The sequence below is a fragment of the Olivibacter sp. EAT-5 genome (genome assembly GCF_044784325.1).
Classification (GTDB): Bacteria; Bacteroidota; Bacteroidia; order Sphingobacteriales; family Sphingobacteriaceae; genus Olivibacter; species Olivibacter oleidegradans.
Genome location: NZ_CP173028.1, coordinates 4,178,534 through 4,202,900 on the forward strand (window position 1 = coordinate 4,178,534; position 24,367 = coordinate 4,202,900).

Consider the following 24,367-nt stretch of genomic DNA (forward strand, 5'->3'; position numbering starts at 1 on the left):
ATTTGAACTAAATATTTACGGATGAAGAAGATATTAGGAGCTCTAAGTATTTTTGTTTTGGCTGCTTGCAGTAATAAGGATCAGTTTGTCTTGAACGGCGAGCTTATCAACAACGATCAGGTCAAAAAAGTTTTTTTATATGAAGGAGGGGAGGTTGTAGATTCAGCTTTTTTGAATGACGATAATAAGTTTCGCTTTCGGAGAACGGCACCTATCCCGCAGTTTTACAATTTAAAAGTTGGAGAAAATAATTACTTTTTTGTTCTTTCCAACGGCGAAGAGGTGAGCTTTAAGGCCAATATCAAAGATCCGAGTGGAAATTACGAAGTTATTGGTTCCGAAATTTCTAGCAAAATAAAGGAGTTTAGTGAAATTAATACCCGTTATTCTGCCATATCCAGGGAAATAGAAGGCGAATTTCAAATGCGATTAAAAAGGGAGCCGTCAAAAGAAAAAGAGATTAGGGATGAACTGTTTGTGAAATATAAAAACAACCTGGACCAATTTTCAAAAGAGGTATTGGCCTTCGCTAATCGAAATGTTAACAATTTAGCGGGCTTCTATGCAATAAGTTCATTAGATCCCGCAGAGTACGAAGCGGAAATGATGGCCTATGCCGACACTATAAAGGATAAATTTCCTAAAAATGCTGCCGTGCGAGATTTTGTTACCCATATGGCTGAATTGAAACCGCTAATGGTGGGGCAGAAAGCGCCCGATTTTGAATTAATGGATCAAAAAGGGAAGACAGTCAAGCTGTCGGACTTCCGTGGTAAATATACCCTTGTCGATTTTTGGGCATCCTGGTGCGTGCCTTGCAGAGAGGAAAACCCCAATATTGTAAAACAATACAATACTTATAAAGATAGAAATTTTACGATATTAGGGGTGTCCTTGGATAATAATCAAGCTGCTTGGCTGAAAGCAATAAAAGATGATCAGTTAACTTGGACACATGTATCAGATTTGCAGGCGTGGAATAGTAAAGCTGCAGAATTATACAAAATTTCAAGTATTCCTGCGTCTTTTCTGCTTAATCCGGAGGGTATTATTGTTGCTAAAAATCTAAGAGGACAAAAACTGGCAGATTTTTTGGAAAAAACGCTATAATTTTAACTAGATGTCAAGCAATGGGTGATCATTAACAATTTGTTAATACTGTCTTAACTTTTATTTGCAATTAAGTACATAATTTAGACCTAAAATTATTGAACATGAGCAGTGCTAAATACAAGATATTAGTCGTTGACGATGAGCCCGATATAGTCGAACTAATTGAATATAACTTAAAGCGTGAAGGATATTCGGTTTTTACGGCCACTAACGGACAGGAAGCTGTATCAACGGCACGGAAGATAAACCCGGATCTCATCATACTTGACATCATGATGCCGAAAATGGATGGTATTGAAGCTTGTCGGATTATGAGAAGCATGCCGGAGTTTAAAAACACTTTTATGGTATTTCTTACAGCAAGAAGTGAAGAGTATTCCGAAATTGCAGGCTTTAATGTTGGTGCTGACGACTATATCGCGAAGCCTATTAAACCAAGGGCGTTGATTAGCAGGATTAATGCAATTTTGAGAAGAAACAGCAAAGGAGAAGAGACTTTAGAAAATAAAGTTGAAATCGCCGACCTTGTAATCGATAGGGAAACCTTTTTGGTATATAAGAACGATGAGAAAATTGTTCTTGCAAAAAAAGAATTTGAATTGTTATACTTATTAGCTTCTAAACCTGGAAAAGTTTATACTAGAGAAACAATATTGAAGAGTATTTGGGAAGATTCTGTTGTGGTAACTAACAGAACCATTGATGTGCACATTCGAAAGCTGCGAGAGAAGATAGGGGATGATTATGTTTCTACCGTAAAGGGAGTTGGGTATAAATTTGATGCCTAATTCATTATATTTCTAAAGGGGGTGCTTAGCCCCTTTTCCATTTAATCTTTCTGTGGCGCCCTTTGAGATTTCGAATTTTACCTGATCCTTTTCATTTTCGGGATATATAGGAAGTAAAGTCATCCAAGCCTTACAAATTTTTCCTTTACCGAAAAGAGGTCGCCCATTTTTTGTATCTTGCAATTGTGTCAATAAAAAATCATCTTAAGGGATATCAATGATCTCAAAGAAGATAGTTGAAATTATAATTATAGTTTTACGACATAATTGCTACCTATGGGAATCTATCGTCAGTGGCTCAATATAATTCCTCCGAACGAGCAGGACCGTTTGCGGAAGCTGTATAAGTATGATATTCTGAATACGCCGCCGGAAGACGCGTTCGATAAGATTGCGAAGTTGGCTATGGAGTTTTTTGAAGTTGCGGGCGCATTTATATCCTTTGTCGACGAAAAAACGGTATTCTTAAAATCAGATACTACAGGCCATTTTGAACGCTATACTAACCGTACTGATAGTCTTTGTTCTTGGGCGATTTTACAGGACACAGTAGCCGTGATTAATAATATAGAAGAGGCTTCGGAGATACTTGAAAATCCGGAACATTTAAAAGCGCTTGGTATCGGATTCTATGCTGCTGCGCCACTTCAGACGCCTGATGGGTATAAAATCGGCGCACTTTGTGTTAGTCATCCTACAGCTAAATATCCGTCAGAGAAGCAGTTGGAAATGTTGAAGAGTCTTGCGTCCATAGTAATGGATGAGTTGAAATTTCGTTTAGCTACACGCAATGCGGTACGGGTACAAACTGATTTAATGAACGCAGCCGTTCATGACCTTAAAAATCCGCTAACATCCATCAAGCTTTACGCGCAGTTGATTCAGCGAGAGGCAAAGGAGAATAAAGGGACGCAGGCAATGACCGAGCGAATTATCAAATCATCCGATTTTATCCTTTCGAGCTTGAACGATCTGTTAAATTTATCGCAGATAGAAGATGGCGAAATGAAGCTTAAGATAGAGCCGTGTGTGCTTGATTCATTGCTTAAAGATCTTTTGACGGATTTTGAGATTATTGCCAACCAAAAAAAACAGCGGGTAGTTTTCGAAAATACTATTCAACGGCCTGTCGCCGGTGATAAAGCACGATTACGCGAGATATTTGAAAACCTGTTAAGTAATGCTTCCAAATACGCATATGCTGATACAACGATTAATTTGATAGCTAAGGAGGTAGATAACAAGGCTTTAATTGAAATTCGAGATCAAGGGCAAGGCCTTTCTGAACAGGATATGAAGAAACTGTTCAAAAAATTTGCCCGTCTAAGTTCTGTGCCAACGGGCAAAGAAGGAAGTAATGGCTTAGGACTATCGATCGTTAAAACCTTGGTGGAACTTCATAGTGGAAAGATTTGGGCAGAAAGTCAAGGGAAGGAAAAAGGATCCTCTTTTTTCATTGCTTTACCTTTGGCGGAACTTTAAGCCTAAAGTAAATGATCGCTCTTTGACGAACATGTCGTCCTCTTTTTATACCTTTGCACTTCTATGGAAGAAAAAGCGCTTAATTTTAAATTTCCGAAGTTCAATCAGCTCATCATTTTCGAAGATGATAATCTAATCGTCGTAAATAAACCACCATTTATTGCATCGCTGGATGAAAGAGAGGGGCGAGAAATTAACATACTTCGAATGGCGAAGTCATACCATGCGGACGCGCAAGTTTGTCATCGTATCGACAAAGAAACTTCCGGTTTATTATTAATTGCTAAAAATCCTGATACCTATCGCTCTGTTTCTATCGAGTTCGAGAAGAGAAGAGTGAAAAAGATTTATCATGCTATTATTGGGGGAACTCACATCTTTGAGGACCTAAAGGTGGACCTTCCAATTCTGAATCTGGGTAATAAAAACGTTACCATTGATAAAGCGAATGGCAAATTAGCCGAAACGTGGTTTAAGTCGCTTGCTTATTTTAAGCATTATACTTTGGTGGAGTGTAGGCCAATAACGGGTCGCATGCACCAAATTAGAATTCACCTCGCTACGCAACATGCATCTATTGTAGGAGATAGTCTTTATAAAGGCAAACCCGTTTATCTCTCACAGATTAAACGGGGCTATACATTAAGTAAAGGACAAGAAGAACTCCCAATTATGAAACGATTTGCTTTACATGCTAGAGCATTGAGTTTCTCTATAAATGGAAAAGACTATAGTTTTGAGGCCCCGTACCCTAAAGATTTCGCAACTTTATTAAAACAGTTGGAGCGATTTGATAGCTAAACTGATGAGCCAGCCGTTGACAGAACGCACTACCTTTCAACAATCTAAAGGAGTGAAGAATTTATAAGTCAGTGAATCAGGAAAATATTAGAATCTCGAATTCGAAAACCTGCTAGCAACTATAAGTTCCTTGGCATCAGATTGTCGATAATCATAAAATCCAATAGTTGATTTTTTTCCCAGATGGCCCGCAGCTACCATATTGGTCAATAGCGGACATGGCGCATATTTAGAATTTCCGAAACCTTCGTGTAATACCTTTAGAATAGCTAAACACACATCCAAACCTATAAAATCTGCTAATTGCAGTGGGCCCATTGGATGCGCCATACCGAGCTTCATAACCGTATCAATTTCCATCACACCGGCAACGCCTTCATATAGGCTGTAAATTGCTTCATTAATCATCGGCATGAGGATTCTATTGGCTATAAAACCAGGGTAGTCTTGTACAATGACAGGTGTTTTTTGAAGTTTGGCTGCCAAAGTAAAAATTGTATTGGTAACTGCTTCACTCGTACGATAACCCCTTATCACTTCAACCAATTGCATCATTGGAACCGGATTCATAAAATGCATACCAATGACTTTATCCGGTCTTTTTGTGTTAGAAGCGAGTTGTGTAATGGAAATAGACGAAGTATTAGAAGCTAAAATGGTAGCATCAGCACAAAGGTCGTCCAATTCATTAAAGAGGCGCGATTTGACAGCCTCATTTTCTGTTGCCGCTTCAATGACCAGATCCGCCTCGGCAACGGCTCCTTTTAAATCTGTAAACGTCGTTATATTATTTAAAGTAGCGATTTTTTCATTTTCAGTTAGTTTACTTTTACTAATCTGCCTATCTAAATTTCTTTGTATAATATCTATGGCTTTTGTTAAGGCCTGCTCATTTAGGTCTACAAGAGATACCGAATAGCCATGAAGAGCAAAGGTGTGCGCAATACCGTTACCCATGGTTCCTGAACCAATTACCGTTATGTTTTTCATCTGTTATATTGTTTTTTCGGTTTGATGAACAGTATTTTATTCGGTTTTCATACCACTTATTGTTTTTTGCATTTGTGCCATCATGGTGGTAAGAGTTTCTAAGCTTGGCTCTGCCGTCGGTTCTGGAAATTCTGTACTAATAAATGCTTTGGCTTTCCATATTTCTAAAATATCCGGTGTTTCTACCCAGTAAGGTTCATATACTTTGTTGTCCGAAAGCAATTTCAATCCTTTCTCTTCCTTAAATTTATGCGCTATCCTTTTATAAACAATTCCATCGGATTTCGAAATAATGACGTAAGTCTGATTGGGTTTAACATCAAACCAATCTTCAACGTACTCGCAAATAACAACCGTACCAGGTTGTAAAGGAAGCATGGAATCTCCCTTCAATTCAAATGCGCGGTAAGTTCCTTGTTTAAAGAAAGGCAATCTGAATTTTGGCAATTCACTAATATAGTCCGGATCGGCATAGCCATTTAGATAACCTGCGCTCGCTTTAACCGGTACAAGCTCAATATTTTCACGATCATCCTCATTGACCGTAATACTTAAAACACGGACACTGGATGAATCACCCTTCGGAGTAGGCTTCCATTTATCGTCAATTTTTTCATTGACAAGTTCGTCCATAGTTAACTCATAATAGGATGCGAATTTTTTTAGCAACTCGTATTTCGGTTCCGCACGATCTTCCTCATAAGCGCCAACAAGAGAACGCTTAATTTCCATTAAATCAGCGAATTGCTGTTGTGTATGCCCCTTTTTTCTTCTGAGGTATTTAAGATTTGATGCGATATTGCTCATTTTTAAAATAATTTTGTTTTTACTAAAATTGTTAGTATCATTGTGCCAATAAAGTTAGTAAATAAAATTCAATTAGCGAAAAATATTAGTGTATTTTGTTATGAAGCGATTTGTATATATATTGACAGACTGTAACCGACAATATTTACATGTAGGATTAACCGATGATTTGTTTAAAACAATGACATTTTATAAGGAGCATAGGCAACTTTTTTTTGATACAGCTGCCAAGGTTTCCAGATTGGTTTATTTTGAGGAAATTGATACAGAGGAGTTAGGTATTGCTCGCTTCAATGTGTTATCTGCTTTTACGCGTTCTCAAAAAGAACGTCTTATTAGAGCAAAAAATAAAGATTGGCAGGATCTAAGTTTATGTTTAGGCATAGATAATTTAGTTGCTAATCCACAACAACCTCTTCGCTTTTCCTCGATGAGAGCTTGGTGATGATGGGTGTGCATGAAGCCGGTGTAAGGTCAAATCAATTAAAACAATTTACCATCCCGGCGCGAAGTTAAGACCAAAAGTACCAAATTTTAGATCCTTTCTGTTAAAAGGAACAGCATAATACGGTTCTAAAACAAAGTAACCAAAGATGTTAACCCGTAAAGAGACTCCGGCACTCATAGCAGGAACTCGTTCGTAGATGTCAACAGTTGATCCATCTGGGTTAACCTGTTCGCCAATTTTATCCGGATTACTTTTGAAAGCAATCTTATCTCCGGCACTCCAAGCGAGTCCCATATCAAAAAATACATTTAAATCAGAGAATAGTAGCCCGGATTTAATGGCTGCCAGCTTTTCCGGGCCTGTAAATGGTAACCTTGCTTCTAGATTCACTACCGCTATTCTGGAACCCATCAATTGATTCACATTGTACCCTTGATAAACGTTGCCGTTATTATTGTAGAATGACGCAGATTCATAGCCCCTGATGAGAAATGGATAGCCTATATAGAGCGGATATAATTGATCCTCACCACTACCAACACGCATGTATGTGTAAGCACGCGCAGCCAGGGAGATAGGCTTAATACGGTGATACTTGCGCAGGTCAGCGGTGTAGGCGGTAAAATTAAAATCGCCGAAATACTTTTCGGCAGCTAATCTATACCGATAACCACTTAAAGGGGCAGCTACACCAAAATAAGAATTATCACCAACAAAGGCCGCATTTAGTTGCTGCAAGGTAAAAGAATTAAAATTACCTCCATAGGTTCTGCTCGCTTCTTCTTTTGATAATTTTCTTCTGTCACTGCCTAAGAAATAGAATGTATTGGGGTCGTAATAATTAGAGAATCGATCAATCCGATAGCTGTAGCGGGCTACTGCGCCCCCCAGTTCAAATCTAGTTGTTCTCGATAGGGGGTAAGCGGCAAAAGCGTCTATCTGTGTTTGGAAAGTACGTATAATATCCGTATTCTCCGTAAAATAGGTGTTTCCGTTAATTTCCTCATTCCCATAGCTCATCAATCCGGACATAAAAGGAATATGAGAAATAGACCCTCCCCAACTGATTCTTCCCTTTTGATTGATATAGGCAAATTGACCGCCAAAATCATATACCTCCCCATTAATAGCAACCCCGGCAAATAATTGATTTCGTCCTAAAATATCGGAGAAAATACCTTGGATCCCACTGGATAAGCCCGCGCCATATCTACTGCCAACGGCTACGCCGACACCACTTCCCTGTAAATAGTCTAATTGAAATTTTGGTTTGTATGGTACCGGTTTTATGAGCGACTTACCAATACGCTGAAAAATATTGTAGTTTCGAAGGTTACTATTAACTACATCTACACCCAGTGATTGAGGAGGTGGCAGTAGCGCTGCGTTAAAATTTACTTCGTTATTTGGTACCTCCTTCGCCGTAAAGTCGCTTGGTTTAGCATTGTAGATGGTATATTTTTGCGAACGGTAATATGAGTAGAGAATATCATCGTTTGCAGATACACTTAAAGCAGGTGAATATTCGGTGATTCCGCTAATTCCTGTAAAATAATCGGTAAGCTGTTCAGTTTTTCCGGACGAAAACGTGTAACGGTATAGATTCCTGAAACCATCACGGTTTGACAGGAAATAAAGTTGCTTATCATCTGCCGAGAACTGGGGGTTCAGGTTATTGGCGCCCGGAAAGATATCGATCTTCCGGATTTCTTTTGTACTTATATCGATAATGGCTAAGCCCAATGGAATATCAACTCCTTCGTAACCACTTTCTAAGCTTAAACGATCGGTACTGAAAACAATTTTTTTACCATCTCTTGAAAAACTAGGATGGTAATCGGAATACCAGTCGTTGGTAAGTTGGGTCGAGCTCTTATTTGACAAATCATATAAGTAGATATCACTATATCCGTTTTTAAGTCCCGAGAATGCCACGAGGTTTCCATCGGGCGACCAGGTTATGTTAGCAAACTCACCGATATCTCCCATACTTTCTGTAGCAAGTGTTTTACCGGTCTCCACGTCGACTATCAACAATTTCGTGCGCCCTTGGCTAAACACACTAAACGCAAATTTCTTGCTGTCATGGGAAAAGGATCCTGCACTTTCTATATAACTGAACTCATCAATGTGCGAATTATTCTGTCGACTACTCAGCTTTCGTATGATTTTACCTGTTCCGGCATCTGCTAAGAATAAATCAATACTGAAGAGATCTTTTTCTGATAAGAAAGCGACGTATTTACCGTCGGGGGAAATGGTTGGGGAAACATTCATATTACCCCCGTTTTTATTATTAATGATCATTTGCCCCCTTGGTACTTGAGCCGTATCGATTAGAAGCGGTTTATAGGCATTTTCGATACTTGTACGCCATAAATTTGACAGCGTAGGTTCGTCATATCCAAAGGTGTATTTAATCGCCGCTTGATATCCGTACTTAGCGGTGTTTTTGAAGAAAGGCACAATCACTGTATCCCCGTAAGTAGAACCGATGTAAGCCCAGAATGCTTGACCATAGCGGTAAGGGAAATACTTATTGCTTTCTGTTAAGTCTCTAAGGCTCGGAATATCCTTATTTAAATAAGCATCTCGCATCCACATGGCGGTAAAAGCATCCTTTTTTCCGACGGATAAATATTCGGCCATTCCTTCCACCATCCAAAGAGGGAGATTTCCTATATTTTCCAGCTTGGTTGAATCGCCTTCAATAAGGGAATGATATTGAAAGGCGTGGACCAACTCGTGCCCCAGAACATGGCGTGTCTGGTTATTGATTTGCATAATCGGCATTACTACGCGATTCTTGAGCCCTTCTGTAACACCTCCCGTACCTATACTTATTTCTCCGCCAATAGCAGTAGTTTGTTGAAAGTCCGGATGGTTATTATAAAGTATGAGGGGATTCTTCCGAAGAAATGTATCTCTAAAAACTTGCTGATGCAGTTCGTACCAAAGCTCACTTTCTTGCATGAAACGAGTTAATAGACTATCGTTTTTTAGATAAGTATAGAAATCGAAATGGGGTGATTGCTTTACTTTAAAATCCAATGCTTTATATCGCATCTTATTTTGGCCAAAATATTGTCCAAAAACGGTAGGTATGAAACAAAATGTAAAGGCTATTGCCCAAATAGTTTTGTAAAATCTCTTTTTTGCCGGAATAAGGTGCTTCATATGATGCTTAGGTACAATTTGGGATACTAATTTAGCGTTTAGAATTTATTTGCGCAACTTAAACTCGGTTTCTTCTATTCATTCGGCTGTTGTTTAAGCTGTTCATTGATTCGTTGAAGCTCATCTTCACTGTGCGGTTCCAAAATCGGACTCAGAATGGGAGGGAGGCTATCTGCTCGTGTGCTGTCCGGAATCCGTATCCGCGGGCTTGGGCACTTATATTCGCGTGTAATCGCCACAGTTGGCTCGGGAAGAGGGCCGTAAGTATAGCCGCTTTCCGGGTCGTGGTATAATTTTTCCATAAACTTAGCAAAGATTGGAAGGGCCGTGCGCGAACCTTCTCCGGTTGCCGAATTTCGGAAGTGTATGCTGCGTTCATCATTTCCAACCCAAACACCGGCCACTAAGTCTTTCGTGATACCCATATACCATCCATCCACATAGTCGGAAGAGGTTCCCGTTTTTCCGCCTATTTGATTACCCTTTTTCCACAGATCCCATTCCCATAAGGCTTGCGATGTCCCTCCCGGTTCTTCCATCGTCCCGCGAAGCATATAAGTCATCAACCAAGCGATTTCTTCACTAATGACCCTTTTTGTCTTTGGTTTAAATTCTGCTAAAGAATGACCATCTTGGTCTGTGATACGCTTGACCAAAATGGGTTCTGCATGATTCCCTTTATTCAAAAAGGTAGCATAGGCGCTTACCATCTCATAAACCGTTACGTCATTTGATCCTAAACTTACCGACGGCACCGATTCTAAATGGCTGGTTATGCCGCATTTGTGGGCAGTCTTTACCACATTATCCCAGCCAACTTTTTCTGTTATTTGGGCCGTTACGGAATTAATGGACCTACCCATAGCCCAGCGTAAAGACATATTGATGCCCGAAAAGGTCCAATCGGCGTTTTTCGGTTCCCATGTTTTTGCTTCACCGTTCTCAACATAATTGATTTTTACCGCCTTGTCCTGAAATTTATCGCAAGGTGACATCCCCTGTTCCAGGGCGGTTAAATAGGCAAATGGTTTAAATGTCGACCCCGCTTGGCGCTTCGCTTGATTAACATGGTCATATTTATAAAATTGATGGTTAATACCACCCACCCATACTTTTATCTCCGAACTATAAGGGTCCATTACCATCATGCCGGTGTTAAGCATTTTCGCATAATGTGCAAGCGAATCCATCGTGGAATACTCAACTTCGTTCATACCGTCCCAAGTGAAAACTTTCATCGGTTTTGGTTGATTCAGGTAAAAAAGAATACTGTCTTGGTTGTGCTTGAATTTCTTGTCAAGAAAAGAGTAAATTGGAAGCCTTTTTGCCAAATTTTCCAAAAAGTTTTCAATTACTTCTCCTTTGGAATCGCGCCATGGTAGCTCTTTCCCCCAAGTATTTTCCAACCTTTTTTGTAGAACAGCCATTTGATCGTAGGCTGCTTCCTCCGCATAGCGCTGCAATCTGGAATCAATGGTTGTATAAATCTTAAGCCCATCTTCGTAAAGGTCATAACCGTTCTCATCGCACCATTTTTCGATAAACCGCTCTACCGCACCACGCAGATAAGAATCTTCCTTCCCCACTTCATCTACTGTACCTAAGCTTAGATCAATAGGTGATTGCCTGTATTGTTTAAGTTGTGAAGGTGAAATGAAGCCTGCCTTTTGCATTTGAGATAGGACGATATTCCGTCTTTCTAAAGAGCGTTTGGGATTTCGTACCGGATTATAAAGAGTGGTTGCTTTGAGCATGCCTATTAAAAGGGCTGCCTGGGGCGGCGTAACATCATTGGTGTTTTGATTGAAGTATCGTTTTGCCGCCGTTTTGATACCATACGTATTATTGCCAAATGACACCGTATTTAAATACATTGTCAGGATTTCCTCTTTGCTGTAGCGACGCTCCAATTTGATAGCTGTAAACCATTCTTTTATTTTAATGATTAGCATTCGAACACCCGGAATATTACCTAATAAACCGGCCGATTGATTATAACGAGTCCGAAAGAGATTCTTTGCCAACTGCTGGGTAATGGTACTGCCTCCGCGTTTATCTCCTTGTGCAGTAGATAATAGACTGGATGCTACTGCAATAAAGTCGACACCGTTATGTTTAAAAAATCGTATATCCTCTGTGGCGACTAAAGCTTGTGTAATGCTTTTTGAAATACTATCATAAACTACGGGGGATCGGTTTTCTTTAAAATAACGACCGATTAACTTACCATCCGCTGTATATAATTCGGAGGCTACGTGAAGCGTAGGTGCTTTAATATCTTGTGCAGTAGGGGAATAGCCGAAGAGACCTAAAAAATTTAACTCGATCGCACATAAGAAGATTATGACGAAATAGATGAAAATCAATAAGTAACGAAGAAACCTACTCTTAATTCTTCTAAACATGCGGTAAATATCTAAAATGAATAGTTAAAATAAATGTAAAAAAATGTTAAATAGCTTTTCCGGTTAGCGTGTCGAGCGTTAATACTAGACCTGTCAAGCAAATCTCTATAAAAAATCTGAAGTTTTATTGTGGCAGCGTAAACTTTATTAACATTAAAACAGATGCTAAACAGGGAATTCTTTACATCAAATTTTGTCAATTCGGACCCAATCCATGCCGGCAGCTTCTGCAGCGGCTACTCCAGGATCACCATCTTCGAAAACAATGCAGTCTTTAGGCGCCACTCCTAATTTTTCGGCGGCGGCGAGAAAAGGATCCGGAAAGGGTTTTCCATTAGGCGTTTCGCCGGCACAAACAAGCACTTCTATGTAGTCTGTCAAACCGAGTACTGATAGCGTCCGCTGTACGGTAGTGCGCGTACCTCCTGATACAACACCGATGTGTACATTGCCTGCATTTGCTTTTAAGTGCTCAGTAACGTAAGCGATAGGTTCGGTTGTATCAATGTATTTTTCGAAGAATACTGCCGTCTTTTCTTTGGAGAACGTATCCGGCAACATCACATTATAACGTCTACTGATTTCATCGGCAACAAGTCTGGTTGGCCAGCCGGCCAGTTCATCGATAATGTCGGTGTCCAAATTTATTCCATATTTAGCTGCGGCCTCTTTGTATGACAATTTATGAGCAAGCATATTGTCTGCTAAAGTTCCATCGCAATCATAAAGGAGCGCTTTATATTTACCGCTTGTTTTTTCATTAAGTATGTTTAGCTTATCGAGCGTTTCTTGATTCATCTATATAGTGTTCAAAATAAATAGCGCAAAGTTGTCCTTTATTTATTTTGTTTCCTAATGGAATTGCAAAAATGACAAAACTAGCGTTCGAAAAAGCGTTCAACCTTTGTACCTAAACCATTTGAATAGTTCTTTATAGCTTGCCTTTTTACCATACATTAAAATTCCAACGCGGTAAACCCTCGCGGCTGCATAAGTTGTTAACAAAAAGCCAATAACCAACAAGGCGATTGACAGCAATAGTTGCCAAACGGGGACTCCAAATGGAATTCTAACCAACATACCGATAGGTGAGGTGAAGGGAACCATGCTTAACCAAAAGGCCAAGGAACCATGTGGATTATTGATTAGTACGGAAAAAGAAAGCATATAGGTAAACAATAGCGGCATGATAATGGGCAGCATAAATTGTTGGGTTTCCGTTTCGCTATCTACCGCTGATCCTACCATGGCGAATAGGGCACTGTATAGCAGATAACCGCCAATGAAATAGATCAAAAAACAACCTAATACGTAAGGATAATCAATGGCTTTGATCTGTTGTACAATAGCCTCCATTTTTGACTGCCTTTCTTGATTGTTCTGCTTTACCTCACCGTTACCAACCCCATCTTGCATCTTAACGGACGTATGCATTTCGGGTTTAGAATTGATCATTACGGCAGAGGTTGCGGCCATGAAGCTTACAGAGAGAATAATCCAAAGAACAAATTGGGTAACTCCGACCAGGCCAACGCCGATAATTTTACCCATCATCAGCTGAAAAGGTTTTACTGAGGAAATAACTACTTCGATAATCCGGTTACTCTTTTCTTCTATAATGCCACGCATTACCTGATTTCCATATAAAAACAGGGATATGTAGATTAGGATTGATAAGCCAAAGCTAATTCCGATGGCCGTCCCAACATGGCTGTCCTTTTCTCCATCCACCGTAAGTTCTTTTGATTTGATGGACACAGCCGGCTTTATACCGTTTAAGGTATTTATGTCAATTCCTGCGTCAGCTAGAGCTTTCGCTCTTAGTATGTCATTTAATTTTGACTCAAGCGTGTTGATGGTACCTATACCTTTTTTTTCGGTGTCGTATAGCTCAACAGTTTGGGAGGTCGCCACACCGGCCGGGACAACCAGGAGTAGCGAGCTTGTTTCACCACGTTCCATTTTCTTTTTCAAGCTAGCAATTGATTCATCTGTGCTTAGAAATAACAGATGTTCCGTGTCTTCTAATTTGTTCGCCACAAAGCCTGACTGATCTACTACATAAACCGTTGTAATAGGTTCTCGATTGTTTAATGCGACATAAAAAATAAGCGCGTACATAGCGATAAACAAGAAGGGAACAAGGAAGGTCGTCACTAAAAATGATTTCTTTTTTACACGGCTTAAATACTCTCGTTGTATAATAAGAACTATTTTATTCATTATGCTGCTAGTTGGCGTTGATAGACGTTACTTCTTTTATAAAAATCTCATGGATGGTAGGAATGATTTCTTCTACATGTTGTATTTCAACCTGGGGGATTAGGTAGGAGAGCATATGATTGATCGTTTTTCCCTCTGCTATTTTTAGATACAGTGTGGTTACATGATTATCCGTAAGTCGTTTTTCCACGGTAAATAGCGTATCATTTGGATCGATAACCTGCGCGCCTATATATGTTATTTTATATTTGTTTTCCCGATAACTGTTTTTTATGTCAATAACCGGGCCATCCAAGATTTTTCTGGACTTATTAATGAGCGCAATATTATCGCAAAGTTCTTCTACTGATTCCATACGATGAGTAGAAAAAATAATGGTGGTGCCATTGCTATGTAGTTCCAGTATTTCTTTTTTTATAATTTCAGCATTTACCGGGTCGAAACCGGAAAAAGGCTCATCCAAAATCAGTAGCTCCGGTTGATGAAGTACCGTTGCAACAAATTGTACCTTTTGTTGCATTCCTTTGCTTAGGTCTTCCACTTTCTTACTCCACCAAGACTGCATTTCCATCTTCTCGAACCAATGTTTGATTCGCTTTTTCGCCTCTTCTTTTGACAAACCTTTTAGTTGAGCTAAGTAAAGCAATTGATCACCGATCTGCATTTTTTTATAGAGTCCGCGTTCTTCCGGTAAATAACCTATCTTGCTAATGTGTTCCGGTTGGAGCACATCACCATTGAACATTATATATCCACTATCAGGAGCGGTAATCTGTGTGATAATTCGAATAAGAGAAGTTTTTCCTGCACCGTTCGGACCGAGTAATCCAAAGATGGTGCCCTTTTCAATATGCATGGACACGTCATCTAAGGCTCGATGCTCCGCATATTGCTTTACGATGTTGTTGATTGACAGCATGAGCATTTTATCTTGTACCGTTTAGATAGGCGAGGTGCTTATTTGTTACAACATATGATATATAAAAAAAGGGATGTGCAAAGCACATCCCTTTTGGTTTCGCTGCGTAAAAGTTTAGAAATAAAATTGTACTCCTAATTGAGGTGCAAAGAAATCACTAGCTAAACCAAAAGAATTGGTAATTTGTTTAGATCCGGTCGCCTCATCTTTAATCCTGTCATTACCGTAGTAAAGACCACGTACACTTAATTCAATACCTACATTTTTATGTGGAAAGAATGCTAAACCGGGAGAAAGCTGTGCTCCGAAACTAGTTGTGCTAGACACTTTTGTGCCATCTACTTTTGTGCTTCCAAAAGCCATGGGAACAGAAAGTTGACCAAAGAATTTGAACATTTCATTTCCTTTATAGGCACGAGCAAAAGGTGCGACTACAAAAGCTCCTTGCTTAACTTTCAAATCCACATCATTTGCACCGTCAGTGTAGTACTGACCATAGCGATAACCGACACCGGTACCAATTGCGAAATTATCGCTGATAAAGTATCCTACATTAGGAACAATGTTGAAACTCTGGTTTGAATGGTCCGTGCCATTCACTTTGTTGTAATTATAACCAACAGATCCTCCTAGGAAGAGTTTACCTTTTTCAGTTTGTGCGTTGGCTGTAAAAGCTAGTGCTACAGCGGCAGTTAGAGTTAAAAATAATTTTTTCATGTTTAATATAAATTTGTTAACGTTATAGTCAGTGCTTCGACTGACTTTCACCGTGCATTAGTCAACTTATGTGCCAAATATGACGTAGAGCTTGTATAAAGTTGTATAAGCAACCAATCTTAAACTTCTATGACAATTAAAAGAAAGTGCAATTTTATTTGCTTTTTACAATAATTATATAACTTACTCGTTTACTGATCGTATGTTTTTTAAATGACAAAATCGATTATGCGGTATAAACTGACTATTTGTCTATTTTTGTCAACATTGACAATGACAGTATAGAGATTGGCAGGCATAAGTTAAAATAGGTGGTTACCAAGAAGCAAAAAAAAACGTCGAACCATTGCGTTCGGCGTTTTTTTATTTTATGCTAACATCTTATTCGAAGAATTCTTTTACACGTTCGAAAAAGCTTTTTTCATTTTTCCCGGGTTGGGGCTTGAAATTCGGCGATTCTCTTAATTTTTCTAATTGCTCTCTCTCTGTTTGGGAAAGCGCTTTTGGCGTCCACACATTTACGTATATTAGCTGATCTCCTTTGTGATAAGAATTTACCTCTGGAATGCCTTTGCCTTTTAGACGAAGAATTTTACCTCCCTGCGTGCCAGGATCTATTTTTATTTTCGCTTTACCGTCGATAGTTGGTACTTCTATACTGGCGCCAAGCGCGGCATCTACGAAACTTATATAAAGATCATATATAACATTATTTCCGTCACGTTTCAAAATCTCATGCGGAATTTCCTCTATCAATATGATGAGATCGCCCGGTACACCTCCGCGAGGAGCGGCATTTCCTTTACCGCTCATCGATAACTGCATGCCTTCGCTTACACCTGCAGGGATATTGATGCTGATGGTTTCTTCTCCACGTACCAATCCTTCGCCGTGGCAGGTAGTACACTTAGCTGTGATCTCAACTCCTTCACCGTTACAGGTAGGGCAAGTACTTGTTGTTTGCATTTGCCCTAATATGGTGTTAGTCACCCGTCTTACACTCCCCGTACCGCCGCATGTGCGGCAAGTAGAAGTTGAAGACCTATCTTTAGCACCGCTGCCATCGCAAGTTTTACAAACAACTTGCTTGTTTACCTTGATTTTCTTCTCAACGCCTTTTGCGATTTCCTCCAAGGTAAGCTTTACCTTTATGCGAAGATTCGTTCCTTTTACAGCTCGCCTTCCTCCGCGTGATTGCCCCCCTCCAAAGAAACTTTCAAAGGGGTTGCCTCCTCCAAAGATATCCCCAAAATTACTGAAGATATCTTCCATATTCATACCTCCTCCATAACCGCCGCTCGCACTGTTCCCGGCATGACCAAAACGATCATAGCGTTGACGTTTCTCCGGATTACTTAACACTTCATAGGCCTCGGCAGCTTCTTTAAATTTCTCTTCCGCTTCCTTGTTGTTTGGGTTTTTATCAGGGTGATATTTTATTGCCAGTTTTCTATAAGCTGATTTTATTTCAGCTTGTTCTGCATTTTTTGATACACCTAATACGTCGTAATAATCTCTCTTTGCCATCTTTATAATGATTCGCTACCTACTACTACTTTGGCGTAGCGCAGAACTTTATCGTTAAGGAAATAACCTTTCTCTACCTCATCGATTATCTTTCCAACCAGCTCGGGTGTTGGGGCAGGAATTCGCGTTATTGCTTCATGTAGATCAGCATTAAATTCTTGTCCAACTGACTCCATTTCTTTTAATCCTTTTCTGTTAAGGATAGACTTAAGCTTTTGATAAACGAGTTCGACACCTTCTTTTACAGAAGGGATGTCCTGCGCATTTTCCATTGATTTACGTGCACGCTCGAAATCGTCCAATACCGTCAATAAGTCGCCGATAACTTCTTTACCCGCTGTTTGCAATAGCTCCACTCGCTCCTTGGAGGTCCGGCGCTTATAATTATCAAACTCTGCGTACAAACGAAGATATTTATTGTTGGCTTCTGTCAATTCTTGCTGAAGTTTTTCCTCTTGCTCCACTTCTACATCCGCTTCGGCCTCTTCTACATCATCGTTAAGACCTGCTTTCGTATGTTGGCGCGCTTCATTCACTGATTCCAACTCTTCCGCGATATCCTTGTTCTCGAGATTTTGATTTTCCTCAATATTTTCCTTTTTGCGTTGTTCTTCCATAATTCTAAAAAGCAGTTCAAAAATATTTTTTTCAGCACAAAACCTCTGCCAATGCATAGCAGACAGCCAGTCTGTCAGTCTTTGTTACTCAATACGAACATAATGACGCATTATGTCAACGATTGTCAGTAGGCAGCTAAAGCAAAATGTCGCTAGGAAATGGTTACGTTATCATGTAGTATACCGGATTCTGTTTTAACAATGCGGGAAGGCATGTTGCGGATAATCTGATAATCATGGGTAGCCATTAAAACGGCTGTACCTGCCCGACTGATTTCTTTTAGCAATAAGACAATTTCTTCTGATGTATTAGGATCTAAATTACCTGTAGGTTCGTCGGCAAGAATGATTTCCGGATCGTTCAGTAACGCACGGGCGATTACTACCCGTTGCTGTTCACCGCCGGATAATTCATGGGGCATCTTCTTCAACTTTGAACGTAAACCAACTTTATCTAAGACATCAAACATACGTTCTCTTATTAAGTTCTTGTCTTTCCAACCAGTGGCTCGCATTACAAATTCCAGATTCTTTTCAACTGTGCGGTCAGTCAGTAAATGAAAATCCTGAAAAACAATCCCTAGTTTTCTTCGTAAGAATGGAATGTCTCTGTCATGTAATCGACCAAGGTCGAAGCCGGCAACTAATCCGTCTCCTGTCGATATGGGAAGATCGCCATAAATAACTTTCAGTAGGCTACTCTTTCCCGAGCCGGTTTGACCGATCATAAAAACAAACTCGCCCGAATCAATCTGTAAATTTACATTTGACAGTACAAGATGCTTCTGTTGATAGATATCTATATTTTTAAGTTTGATAACGGTACTTGGAATCATGTTACAGTTCTATTTCTTTTATTTTTCCAAAAGGTAACTCCTCAACTATTTTCATTATGTACGATGCTTTATCTCCCAGTCCTATTTTTTCTAACGACTTATCCGGTCGGTCTACACGAAAATATGCTAAGAGCGTAAAATTTTCATCTCGCAGCTGTACATAGTCCGGAATTTTTGCTACACCTTTTACCTTAATGATATACATGGTACGCCAAAGTTAGTACATTCTACGAAATATCATCTTTTTTCAACGCACATTTTCCCTTTATCGTGTGTTGCACTGATTTGTTGAAAGAAGATTCGTTGGGAAAGACAGGGATTACAAACGAGAGGAAGCACGGGATTTCAGTATGTTATAGCCGCTGCTGCTAGTTCTGAAATATCTTTTAGAAGTTTATATTTTCAATTTACAGGGGAATGCAGGTGTAACGCCAATAGGACGCTATGAGCAATTTGTTGTCCATTCATTTTTTGAATAAAAAATGGGCGGCCTAATTATTTGCCGGACCTATCGTACCGGCTCCGTTCATAAAGCGCGTTTACAGAATCGGCTATGCGAGCAATTTGCGCCTCTTCGTTTTTTGTTTCATTGATCCAATCGAGATATGACTGCTTTTCCGTGTCCGCTAGTGCAGCATAAAACCGGAATGCAGCCGGCTCATCCGCTAAAATTTCTATGAAATCCGTTTCTGTTATCCGAGCGGATTTGTTCAAATAGATTTTGAGCTGTACGGTGTCGCCTACTTGCTTCTGCAGCTGTTTGCGAATACCGGCATTAAGTGGTAGAAATAATTTGCCGTCGCCCATAGGCATGAGGATCACTTTGTCAAGCATGTAACTGTCAATAGATCCGCTTACTTTTACTTGTCCGAAATGATTACGATAATCGGGCGATATCTCCGGAATCAAAATATATGACCATCCTCCTTTGCCGGGAAACCGTTCAATTAAAGCCTCTCGATTTATCTGTATGCTTTCCATAGTGGTGATCGCAATAACAAACGCTAACTTGTATTACCTAAAAAGGGTTTTCCTATCCTTAAAATTTAAGGGCATCTTTAGCAATGCCAAATTTTCAGCTAAAATAGAAAATATATTGGTTTGCATAAAATGTGTTGAAAACGGACAGACAGATAAAAATGCGGGTTAGTTTTTTTGTTCGGTATACTGTACTATATCGACTCCGATACCATTGGGATCCTGAATTGCAAAATGTCGATCACCCCACGGCTCTTCACGCAAGTCTATTTTTATTTCTACCCCCTTGCTCTTCAATTGTCGATACATCTCCTCAACATTATCTACTTCTATCGTCAGGTAAAGGCCTTTGCCATTAAATGGATCATGAAATAACGGTTGTTGACTGGCGTGATAAGGTTTTAAAAAGCTTATTTCTGCTGATTCATTTGGGGTATGCAACAAAAGATAAAAATCGTTTTCAAAAGTAATTCCAAATTGAAGAATTTCAGTGTAGAACGTTTTGCTCTCTTGAATCTTGTCTGTAATAATACCGGCGTTCAGTTTCATTGTTTTCAGATTGGTTTCTTTTGTTTGACCATTAATTGAAGATAAACCGCTTAGGCTTATGAAAATAGCTGTCATAAAGAATTTCATATCGTCTCTTTTTAACAAAGATGCGAACTGTCTTCATATAGTCATTGTAAAAAACGGACATTTAACGGACATTTATTTGAATGCTTTAGCCGGTGTGAAACCACACATTCTTTTAAATTCTTTAATGAAATGGGCCTGGTCGTAATACCCCAACTCATAGAAAAACTTTTCCGTCTTTAGTGTCTCCACAGTAGGATTGAGGCTCAATAAACTTTGAAAACGCACTATTTTACTAAACGCTTTAGGCGATTCGCCAACATAGAACTTGAATAAGCGCCGTAAATGTCTTGAGCTTACCGGTACATTTAGGTGTTCAATATCAATGATACCTCTTGTATTTACTATTTTATCGAAAGCCAGTTTAAACCGAAAGTCGACTTCAGTCGCTTGCCTTGCTATTTGATTGAAAAAGGCGTTAAATGGTTCGATAAGTTGATGGAGATTAAAAACCATGTCGGGTTGGCGATAAGCTGCCTCCCAATGCCGAGCGATCAAATTGTTCAGACGCTTATGCAGTTCTCGGTTTACAAAATTTAACGGCTCGCAATAATCGGTTAATTCGCTCGCGTTGAACTTAAATAGGGATGAGAAAGCTGCGGGTAAAAACCGGATGCCAATGTAATGGAAATCGTGGGAGAGCGAAAAAGCATGGTATTTGTTGGAAAGTCCCATAATATCTATGTCCGACAGGGTATGTACATCAATGAAGATGTCAATACATCCATCTGAAACAACATAGTAGGGAAGAGGTGTCGACAATCTTTCAAGGCTTTTTAATTCCCAATAGCAATATATATACCCCCGTAAGCTCGGGGCCGGCATATATTCCTTATAAGAAATGTCAGCCCATTCATGTAAACTGCTCGGTTGAATCGGTTTAAAGCAATATGTCTTAGGGCCTTGTAGCATATTCGTCATGCGCTTTGGACATAAAATTAATCCTTCGCATCCTAAAATGCAAGGATGTAAGGAAAATACGGTCTACCTATTTGTAGCAGTTTAAAATTACAATTGACGGAAACTTCGAAATAAATTGGTTGATCGTATTAGAATGTTCATTTTTGTTATCTGTAAAAAAATAATATATGATGAAAATGTCAGCCTATTTTATCAAACTTTTTGGTTATGACAAGGCTACCAATTTAAAACTTATTGAATTGCTGAAAATAGCGAAGGAATGTGATGAAGCTATCGGACTAATGGCACATTTACTGGTTGCACAGCAAATTTGGTTAAAAAGATGTAAGGGGGAAAATACCGTTGGAGGGAGTTTATGGCCAGACTGGGACATCATGGAGATGGAGGCCATTGTGCTTAGGAATAATACCGATTGGGTAAACTTTTTAAATACATTGAACGAGCAGGATTTTGTTAAATCCGTTAGCTACAAAAATTCAAGAGGCACGGCCTTTGCCAATCGACTGGAGGATGTTCTTGCCCATGTCATTAATCATGGCACACATCATCGTGCCCAAATTGGACAGCATTTGAAATTATGCGGACATAACTTGCCAAGCACCGATTATATCTTTTATATACGGGAACAAGATGCTTAACTATAACAATCAATCAAAACAATGAGCGTTTTCTGTGTTTGCCCATTCTGTGTCGATAATAATCAACGGACAGTCTCCCCGCGCCACTAAAGAAGAGAGAAAGCGAGGCAGCGAGCATAAATAGCGCGGGAAAAGTATCGGAATAAGCATCCCCTATATGTGCAATCAAGATGGCTGAAATAAAGTTAACGACCATAAAAGCAGCGGCAAAGCGTTGATAATATCCGAGCACGAACAAGCACCCACTGATAAACTGAGCATATACTGATACATATGCTGCCCATGGATAGGGAAACTGATGCGCATTTAGAAAGGAAATAAACTCCTGCATCCGCGCCTGGCTGAGTATATTATCAATTACGCCCTGTACTAAGTGATACCCGGCAACCAGTCTTATAAACAGAGGAGCCCATTGTCCATGTTTTTTAAAAAGAAGATTAGGCCTGTCGTATAACATAATAGAGGTTACCGTCCTGATTTAGCTATTCAAACATAGAAAAAATAAAGTTTTTCTCCAATTGGATGATAAATGATATTAATCGATTAACTGTCAGTTTACTATCTCAATATTTAAATAAGAGGTGTTTTTATGATTGCATATGATAACAATTTTATCTATGTTTGCCGAATATTTTTTCACCCGTAGTTCAATGGATAGAATGTCAGATTCCGGTTCTGATGATGGGGGTTCGAATCCCTTCGGGTGAACAAAGAAAGCCTTTCGAAAGAGAGGCTTTTTGTGTATAAGAAGGGATGAGAACAGTAGGGCAGGCAGGGTTCGAACGCTCTCTTGGCGGCCTTAAGTGCGGGGAGGGTGCGACGCCAACAATCCCTTCGGGTGAACAAAGAAAGCCTTTCGAGAGAGAGGCTTTTTGTGTATAAGAAGGGATGAGAACAGTAGGGCAGGCAGGGTTCGAACGCTCTCTTGGCGGCCTTAAGTGCGGGGAGGGTGCGACGCCAACAATCCCTTCGGGTGAACAAAGAAAGCCTTTCGAGAGAGAGGCTTTTCGTGTATAAGAAGGGATGAGAACAGTAGGGCAGGCAGGGTTCGAACACTCTCTTGGCGGCCTTAGGTGCGGGGAAGGTGCGACGCCAACAATGTCTTCGGGTGAGCAAAAAAGGCTATCTCGCAAATGGGGATAGCCTTTTTTATTGGGAGGGTCCGGTCTTCAATTCTTATACATTAAACCTAAAGTGCATGATATCACCATCTTCCACTATATAAGTTTTTCCTTCTACACTTAGCTTTCCGGCCTCTTTACAGGCATTCTCTGAACCGTACTTAACAAAATCGTCATACTTGATGACCTCGGCTCGGATAAAACCTTTCTCAAAATCGGTATGAATCACACCGGCAGCTTGCGGAGCAGTAAATCCCTTATTGATTGTCCAAGCGCGAACTTCCTGCACGCCTGCCGTAAAATAAGTAGCTAAGTTCAATAGTTTATAAGCAGCCCGTATAAGCTTATGTACGCCCGATTCTGTAAGGCCCAAATCTTCCAAAAACAATTGACGTTCCTCGTAACTTTCCAACTGGCTGATCTCTGATTCGATTTGCGCTGATATAACCAAAACTTCTGCTTTCTCGTCTTTTACTGCCTCTCTTACTCGATCTACATAAGCATTGCCGTTAACTACCGACGCTTCATCTACGTTACATACGTATAAAACAGGTTTTACGGTGAGGAGACTTAAATCACCGATATACTCAAAATCGTCTTCCGTTATGGGAGCGGTCCGAGCTGATTTACCGGATTCGAGATGCACTTTTACGATGGATAAAATATCAAAGGTTTTTTTTGCGTCCTTATCACCACCGGTTTTAGCCATTTTCTCCACTTTCTGAATGCGCTTTAATACCGTTTCTAAATCTTTAAGTTGCAATTCAGTGTCGATAATTTCCTTGTCGCGAATCGGATCGACGGATCCGTCTACGTGAATCACATTACCGTTATCAAAACAGCGTAATACGTGTATAATGGCATTGGTTGTTCGGATGTTACCTAAAAACTGATTTCCTAATCCCTCGCCTTTACTCGCTCCTTTCACCAAGCCTGCTATATCAACTATTTCGATTGTATTGGGAACCACGCGTTGGGGATTAACCAATTCAGCTAGTTTATTCAAACGTTCATCAGGAACAGAAATAACACCGACGTTCGGTTCAATCGTGCAGAACGGAAAGTTAGCGGCTTGTGCTTTTGCATTTGATAAACAATTAAATAAAGTAGATTTTCCGACGTTGGGTAAACCAACAATACCACATTGAAGTGCCATTTGATAAGTGCTTTTTTCTTTTTTGTTACAATTGCGGCAAAGATAGGAAATAAAAAGCGTTTTAAAATAT

The 24,367-nt window shown here is 39.7% G+C and carries 23 protein-coding genes and 1 tRNA gene; 7 read left to right on the forward strand and 17 right to left on the reverse strand.

The window, feature by feature from the left end; translation table 11 throughout:
• Positions 1-21 precede the first annotated feature (21 nt).
• The 4 genes from ACH11B_RS17285 (at position 22) to ACH11B_RS17300 (ending at position 4,184) form a co-directional block, all read left to right on the forward strand.
• Positions 22-1,110, forward strand: a complete 1,089-nt coding sequence (locus tag ACH11B_RS17285) for a peroxiredoxin (RefSeq protein WP_130857405.1) — start codon at positions 22-24, stop codon at positions 1,108-1,110.
• Between the two features lie 104 nt (positions 1,111-1,214).
• Positions 1,215-1,901, forward strand: coding sequence for a response regulator transcription factor (locus ACH11B_RS17290; RefSeq protein WP_013666371.1), 687 nt, complete (start codon positions 1,215-1,217; stop codon positions 1,899-1,901).
• A gap of 276 nt (positions 1,902-2,177) precedes the next feature.
• A complete protein-coding gene (locus ACH11B_RS17295) occupies positions 2,178-3,383 on the forward strand; it encodes a GAF domain-containing sensor histidine kinase (RefSeq protein WP_130857406.1) in 1,206 nt (401 codons plus the stop codon).
• A gap of 63 nt (positions 3,384-3,446) precedes the next feature.
• Positions 3,447-4,184 carry an RluA family pseudouridine synthase gene (locus ACH11B_RS17300; protein ID WP_013666373.1) on the forward strand — a complete coding sequence of 246 codons (738 nt, stop codon included), beginning with the start codon at positions 3,447-3,449 and terminating at the stop codon, positions 4,182-4,184.
• Between the two features lie 87 nt (positions 4,185-4,271).
• Here the strand turns inward: ACH11B_RS17300 and ACH11B_RS17305 are convergent, their stop codons facing one another.
• Entirely contained in the window at positions 4,272-5,174 is a 903-nt protein-coding gene (locus tag ACH11B_RS17305) for a 3-hydroxyacyl-CoA dehydrogenase family protein (protein WP_289552945.1), read from the reverse strand.
• 36 nt (positions 5,175-5,210) lie between these two features.
• A complete protein-coding gene (locus tag ACH11B_RS17310) occupies positions 5,211-5,981 on the reverse strand; it encodes a helix-turn-helix domain-containing protein (RefSeq protein ID WP_013666375.1) in 771 nt (256 codons plus the stop codon).
• Positions 5,982-6,081: 100 nt separating this feature from the next.
• Between ACH11B_RS17310 and ACH11B_RS17315 the strand changes: the two genes are divergently transcribed.
• The gene (locus ACH11B_RS17315) at positions 6,082-6,426 is read left to right on the forward strand and encodes a GIY-YIG nuclease family protein (protein WP_130857408.1); all 345 of its coding nucleotides are present in this window, start codon (positions 6,082-6,084) and stop codon (positions 6,424-6,426) included.
• Positions 6,427-6,474: 48 nt separating this feature from the next.
• Here the strand turns inward: ACH11B_RS17315 and ACH11B_RS17320 are convergent, their stop codons facing one another.
• The 13 genes from ACH11B_RS17320 to ACH11B_RS17380 form a co-directional block, all read right to left on the reverse strand.
• Positions 6,475-9,606, reverse strand: coding sequence for a basic secretory protein-like protein (locus ACH11B_RS17320; protein ID WP_130857409.1), 3,132 nt, complete (start codon positions 9,604-9,606; stop codon positions 6,475-6,477).
• Positions 9,607-9,680: 74 nt separating this feature from the next.
• Positions 9,681-12,011: a transglycosylase domain-containing protein gene (locus ACH11B_RS17325; RefSeq protein WP_130857410.1), complete on the reverse strand. Its 2,331-nt coding sequence runs from the start codon at positions 12,009-12,011 to the stop codon at positions 9,681-9,683.
• Between the two features lie 186 nt (positions 12,012-12,197).
• Complete coding sequence (locus tag ACH11B_RS17330; protein WP_013666379.1) at positions 12,198-12,809, reverse strand: HAD family phosphatase; 612 nt, start codon at positions 12,807-12,809, stop codon at positions 12,198-12,200.
• Positions 12,810-12,908: 99 nt separating this feature from the next.
• On the reverse strand, positions 12,909-14,234 hold the full coding sequence (locus ACH11B_RS17335) for an ABC transporter permease (protein WP_130857411.1): 1,326 nt from the start codon (positions 14,232-14,234) through the stop codon (positions 12,909-12,911).
• Between the two features lie 7 nt (positions 14,235-14,241).
• The gene (locus tag ACH11B_RS17340) at positions 14,242-15,153 is read right to left on the reverse strand and encodes an ABC transporter ATP-binding protein (RefSeq protein WP_377609311.1); all 912 of its coding nucleotides are present in this window, start codon (positions 15,151-15,153) and stop codon (positions 14,242-14,244) included.
• 114 nt (positions 15,154-15,267) lie between these two features.
• On the reverse strand, positions 15,268-15,870 hold the full coding sequence (locus tag ACH11B_RS17345; RefSeq protein ID WP_130857413.1) for an acyloxyacyl hydrolase: 603 nt from the start codon (positions 15,868-15,870) through the stop codon (positions 15,268-15,270).
• 381 nt (positions 15,871-16,251) lie between these two features.
• Entirely contained in the window at positions 16,252-17,397 is a 1,146-nt protein-coding gene (gene dnaJ / locus ACH11B_RS17350; protein WP_013666383.1) for a molecular chaperone DnaJ, read from the reverse strand.
• 2 nt (positions 17,398-17,399) lie between these two features.
• Positions 17,400-18,014 (reverse strand): nucleotide exchange factor GrpE, encoded by a 615-nt coding sequence (locus ACH11B_RS17355; RefSeq protein ID WP_013666384.1) that lies wholly within the window; start codon positions 18,012-18,014, stop codon positions 17,400-17,402.
• A 152-nt stretch (positions 18,015-18,166) separates the two neighbouring features.
• Positions 18,167-18,850 (reverse strand): cell division ATP-binding protein FtsE, encoded by a 684-nt coding sequence (locus ACH11B_RS17360; RefSeq protein ID WP_013666385.1) that lies wholly within the window; start codon positions 18,848-18,850, stop codon positions 18,167-18,169.
• Position 18,851: 1 nt separating this feature from the next.
• Complete coding sequence (locus tag ACH11B_RS17365) at positions 18,852-19,055, reverse strand: hypothetical protein (protein WP_013666386.1); 204 nt, start codon at positions 19,053-19,055, stop codon at positions 18,852-18,854.
• 290 nt (positions 19,056-19,345) lie between these two features.
• Entirely contained in the window at positions 19,346-19,831 is a 486-nt protein-coding gene (locus tag ACH11B_RS17370) for a YdeI/OmpD-associated family protein (protein ID WP_013666387.1), read from the reverse strand.
• Positions 19,832-19,996: 165 nt separating this feature from the next.
• A complete protein-coding gene (locus ACH11B_RS17375; RefSeq protein ID WP_207303789.1) occupies positions 19,997-20,464 on the reverse strand; it encodes a VOC family protein in 468 nt (155 codons plus the stop codon).
• Between the two features lie 72 nt (positions 20,465-20,536).
• Positions 20,537-21,382 carry a helix-turn-helix domain-containing protein gene (locus tag ACH11B_RS17380; RefSeq protein WP_049795023.1) on the reverse strand — a complete coding sequence of 282 codons (846 nt, stop codon included), beginning with the start codon at positions 21,380-21,382 and terminating at the stop codon, positions 20,537-20,539.
• Positions 21,383-21,549: 167 nt separating this feature from the next.
• Here ACH11B_RS17380 and ACH11B_RS17385 point away from each other — a divergent pair, with 167 nt between their 5' ends.
• Entirely contained in the window at positions 21,550-22,020 is a 471-nt protein-coding gene (locus ACH11B_RS17385) for a DinB family protein (protein ID WP_013666390.1), read from the forward strand.
• Between the two features lie 13 nt (positions 22,021-22,033).
• Here ACH11B_RS17385 and ACH11B_RS17390 read toward each other — a convergent pair whose 3' ends face one another.
• Positions 22,034-22,477, reverse strand: a complete 444-nt coding sequence (locus ACH11B_RS17390) for a DoxX family protein (RefSeq protein WP_130857415.1) — start codon at positions 22,475-22,477, stop codon at positions 22,034-22,036.
• 179 nt (positions 22,478-22,656) lie between these two features.
• Between ACH11B_RS17390 and ACH11B_RS17395 the strand changes: the two genes are divergently transcribed.
• A tRNA-Arg gene (locus ACH11B_RS17395) sits at positions 22,657-22,728 on the forward strand.
• Positions 22,729-23,196: 468 nt separating this feature from the next.
• Here ACH11B_RS17395 and ychF read toward each other — a convergent pair.
• Positions 23,197-24,297, reverse strand: a complete 1,101-nt coding sequence (ychF, locus tag ACH11B_RS17400) for a redox-regulated ATPase YchF (RefSeq protein WP_130857416.1) — start codon at positions 24,295-24,297, stop codon at positions 23,197-23,199.
• Positions 24,298-24,367 lie beyond the last annotated feature (70 nt).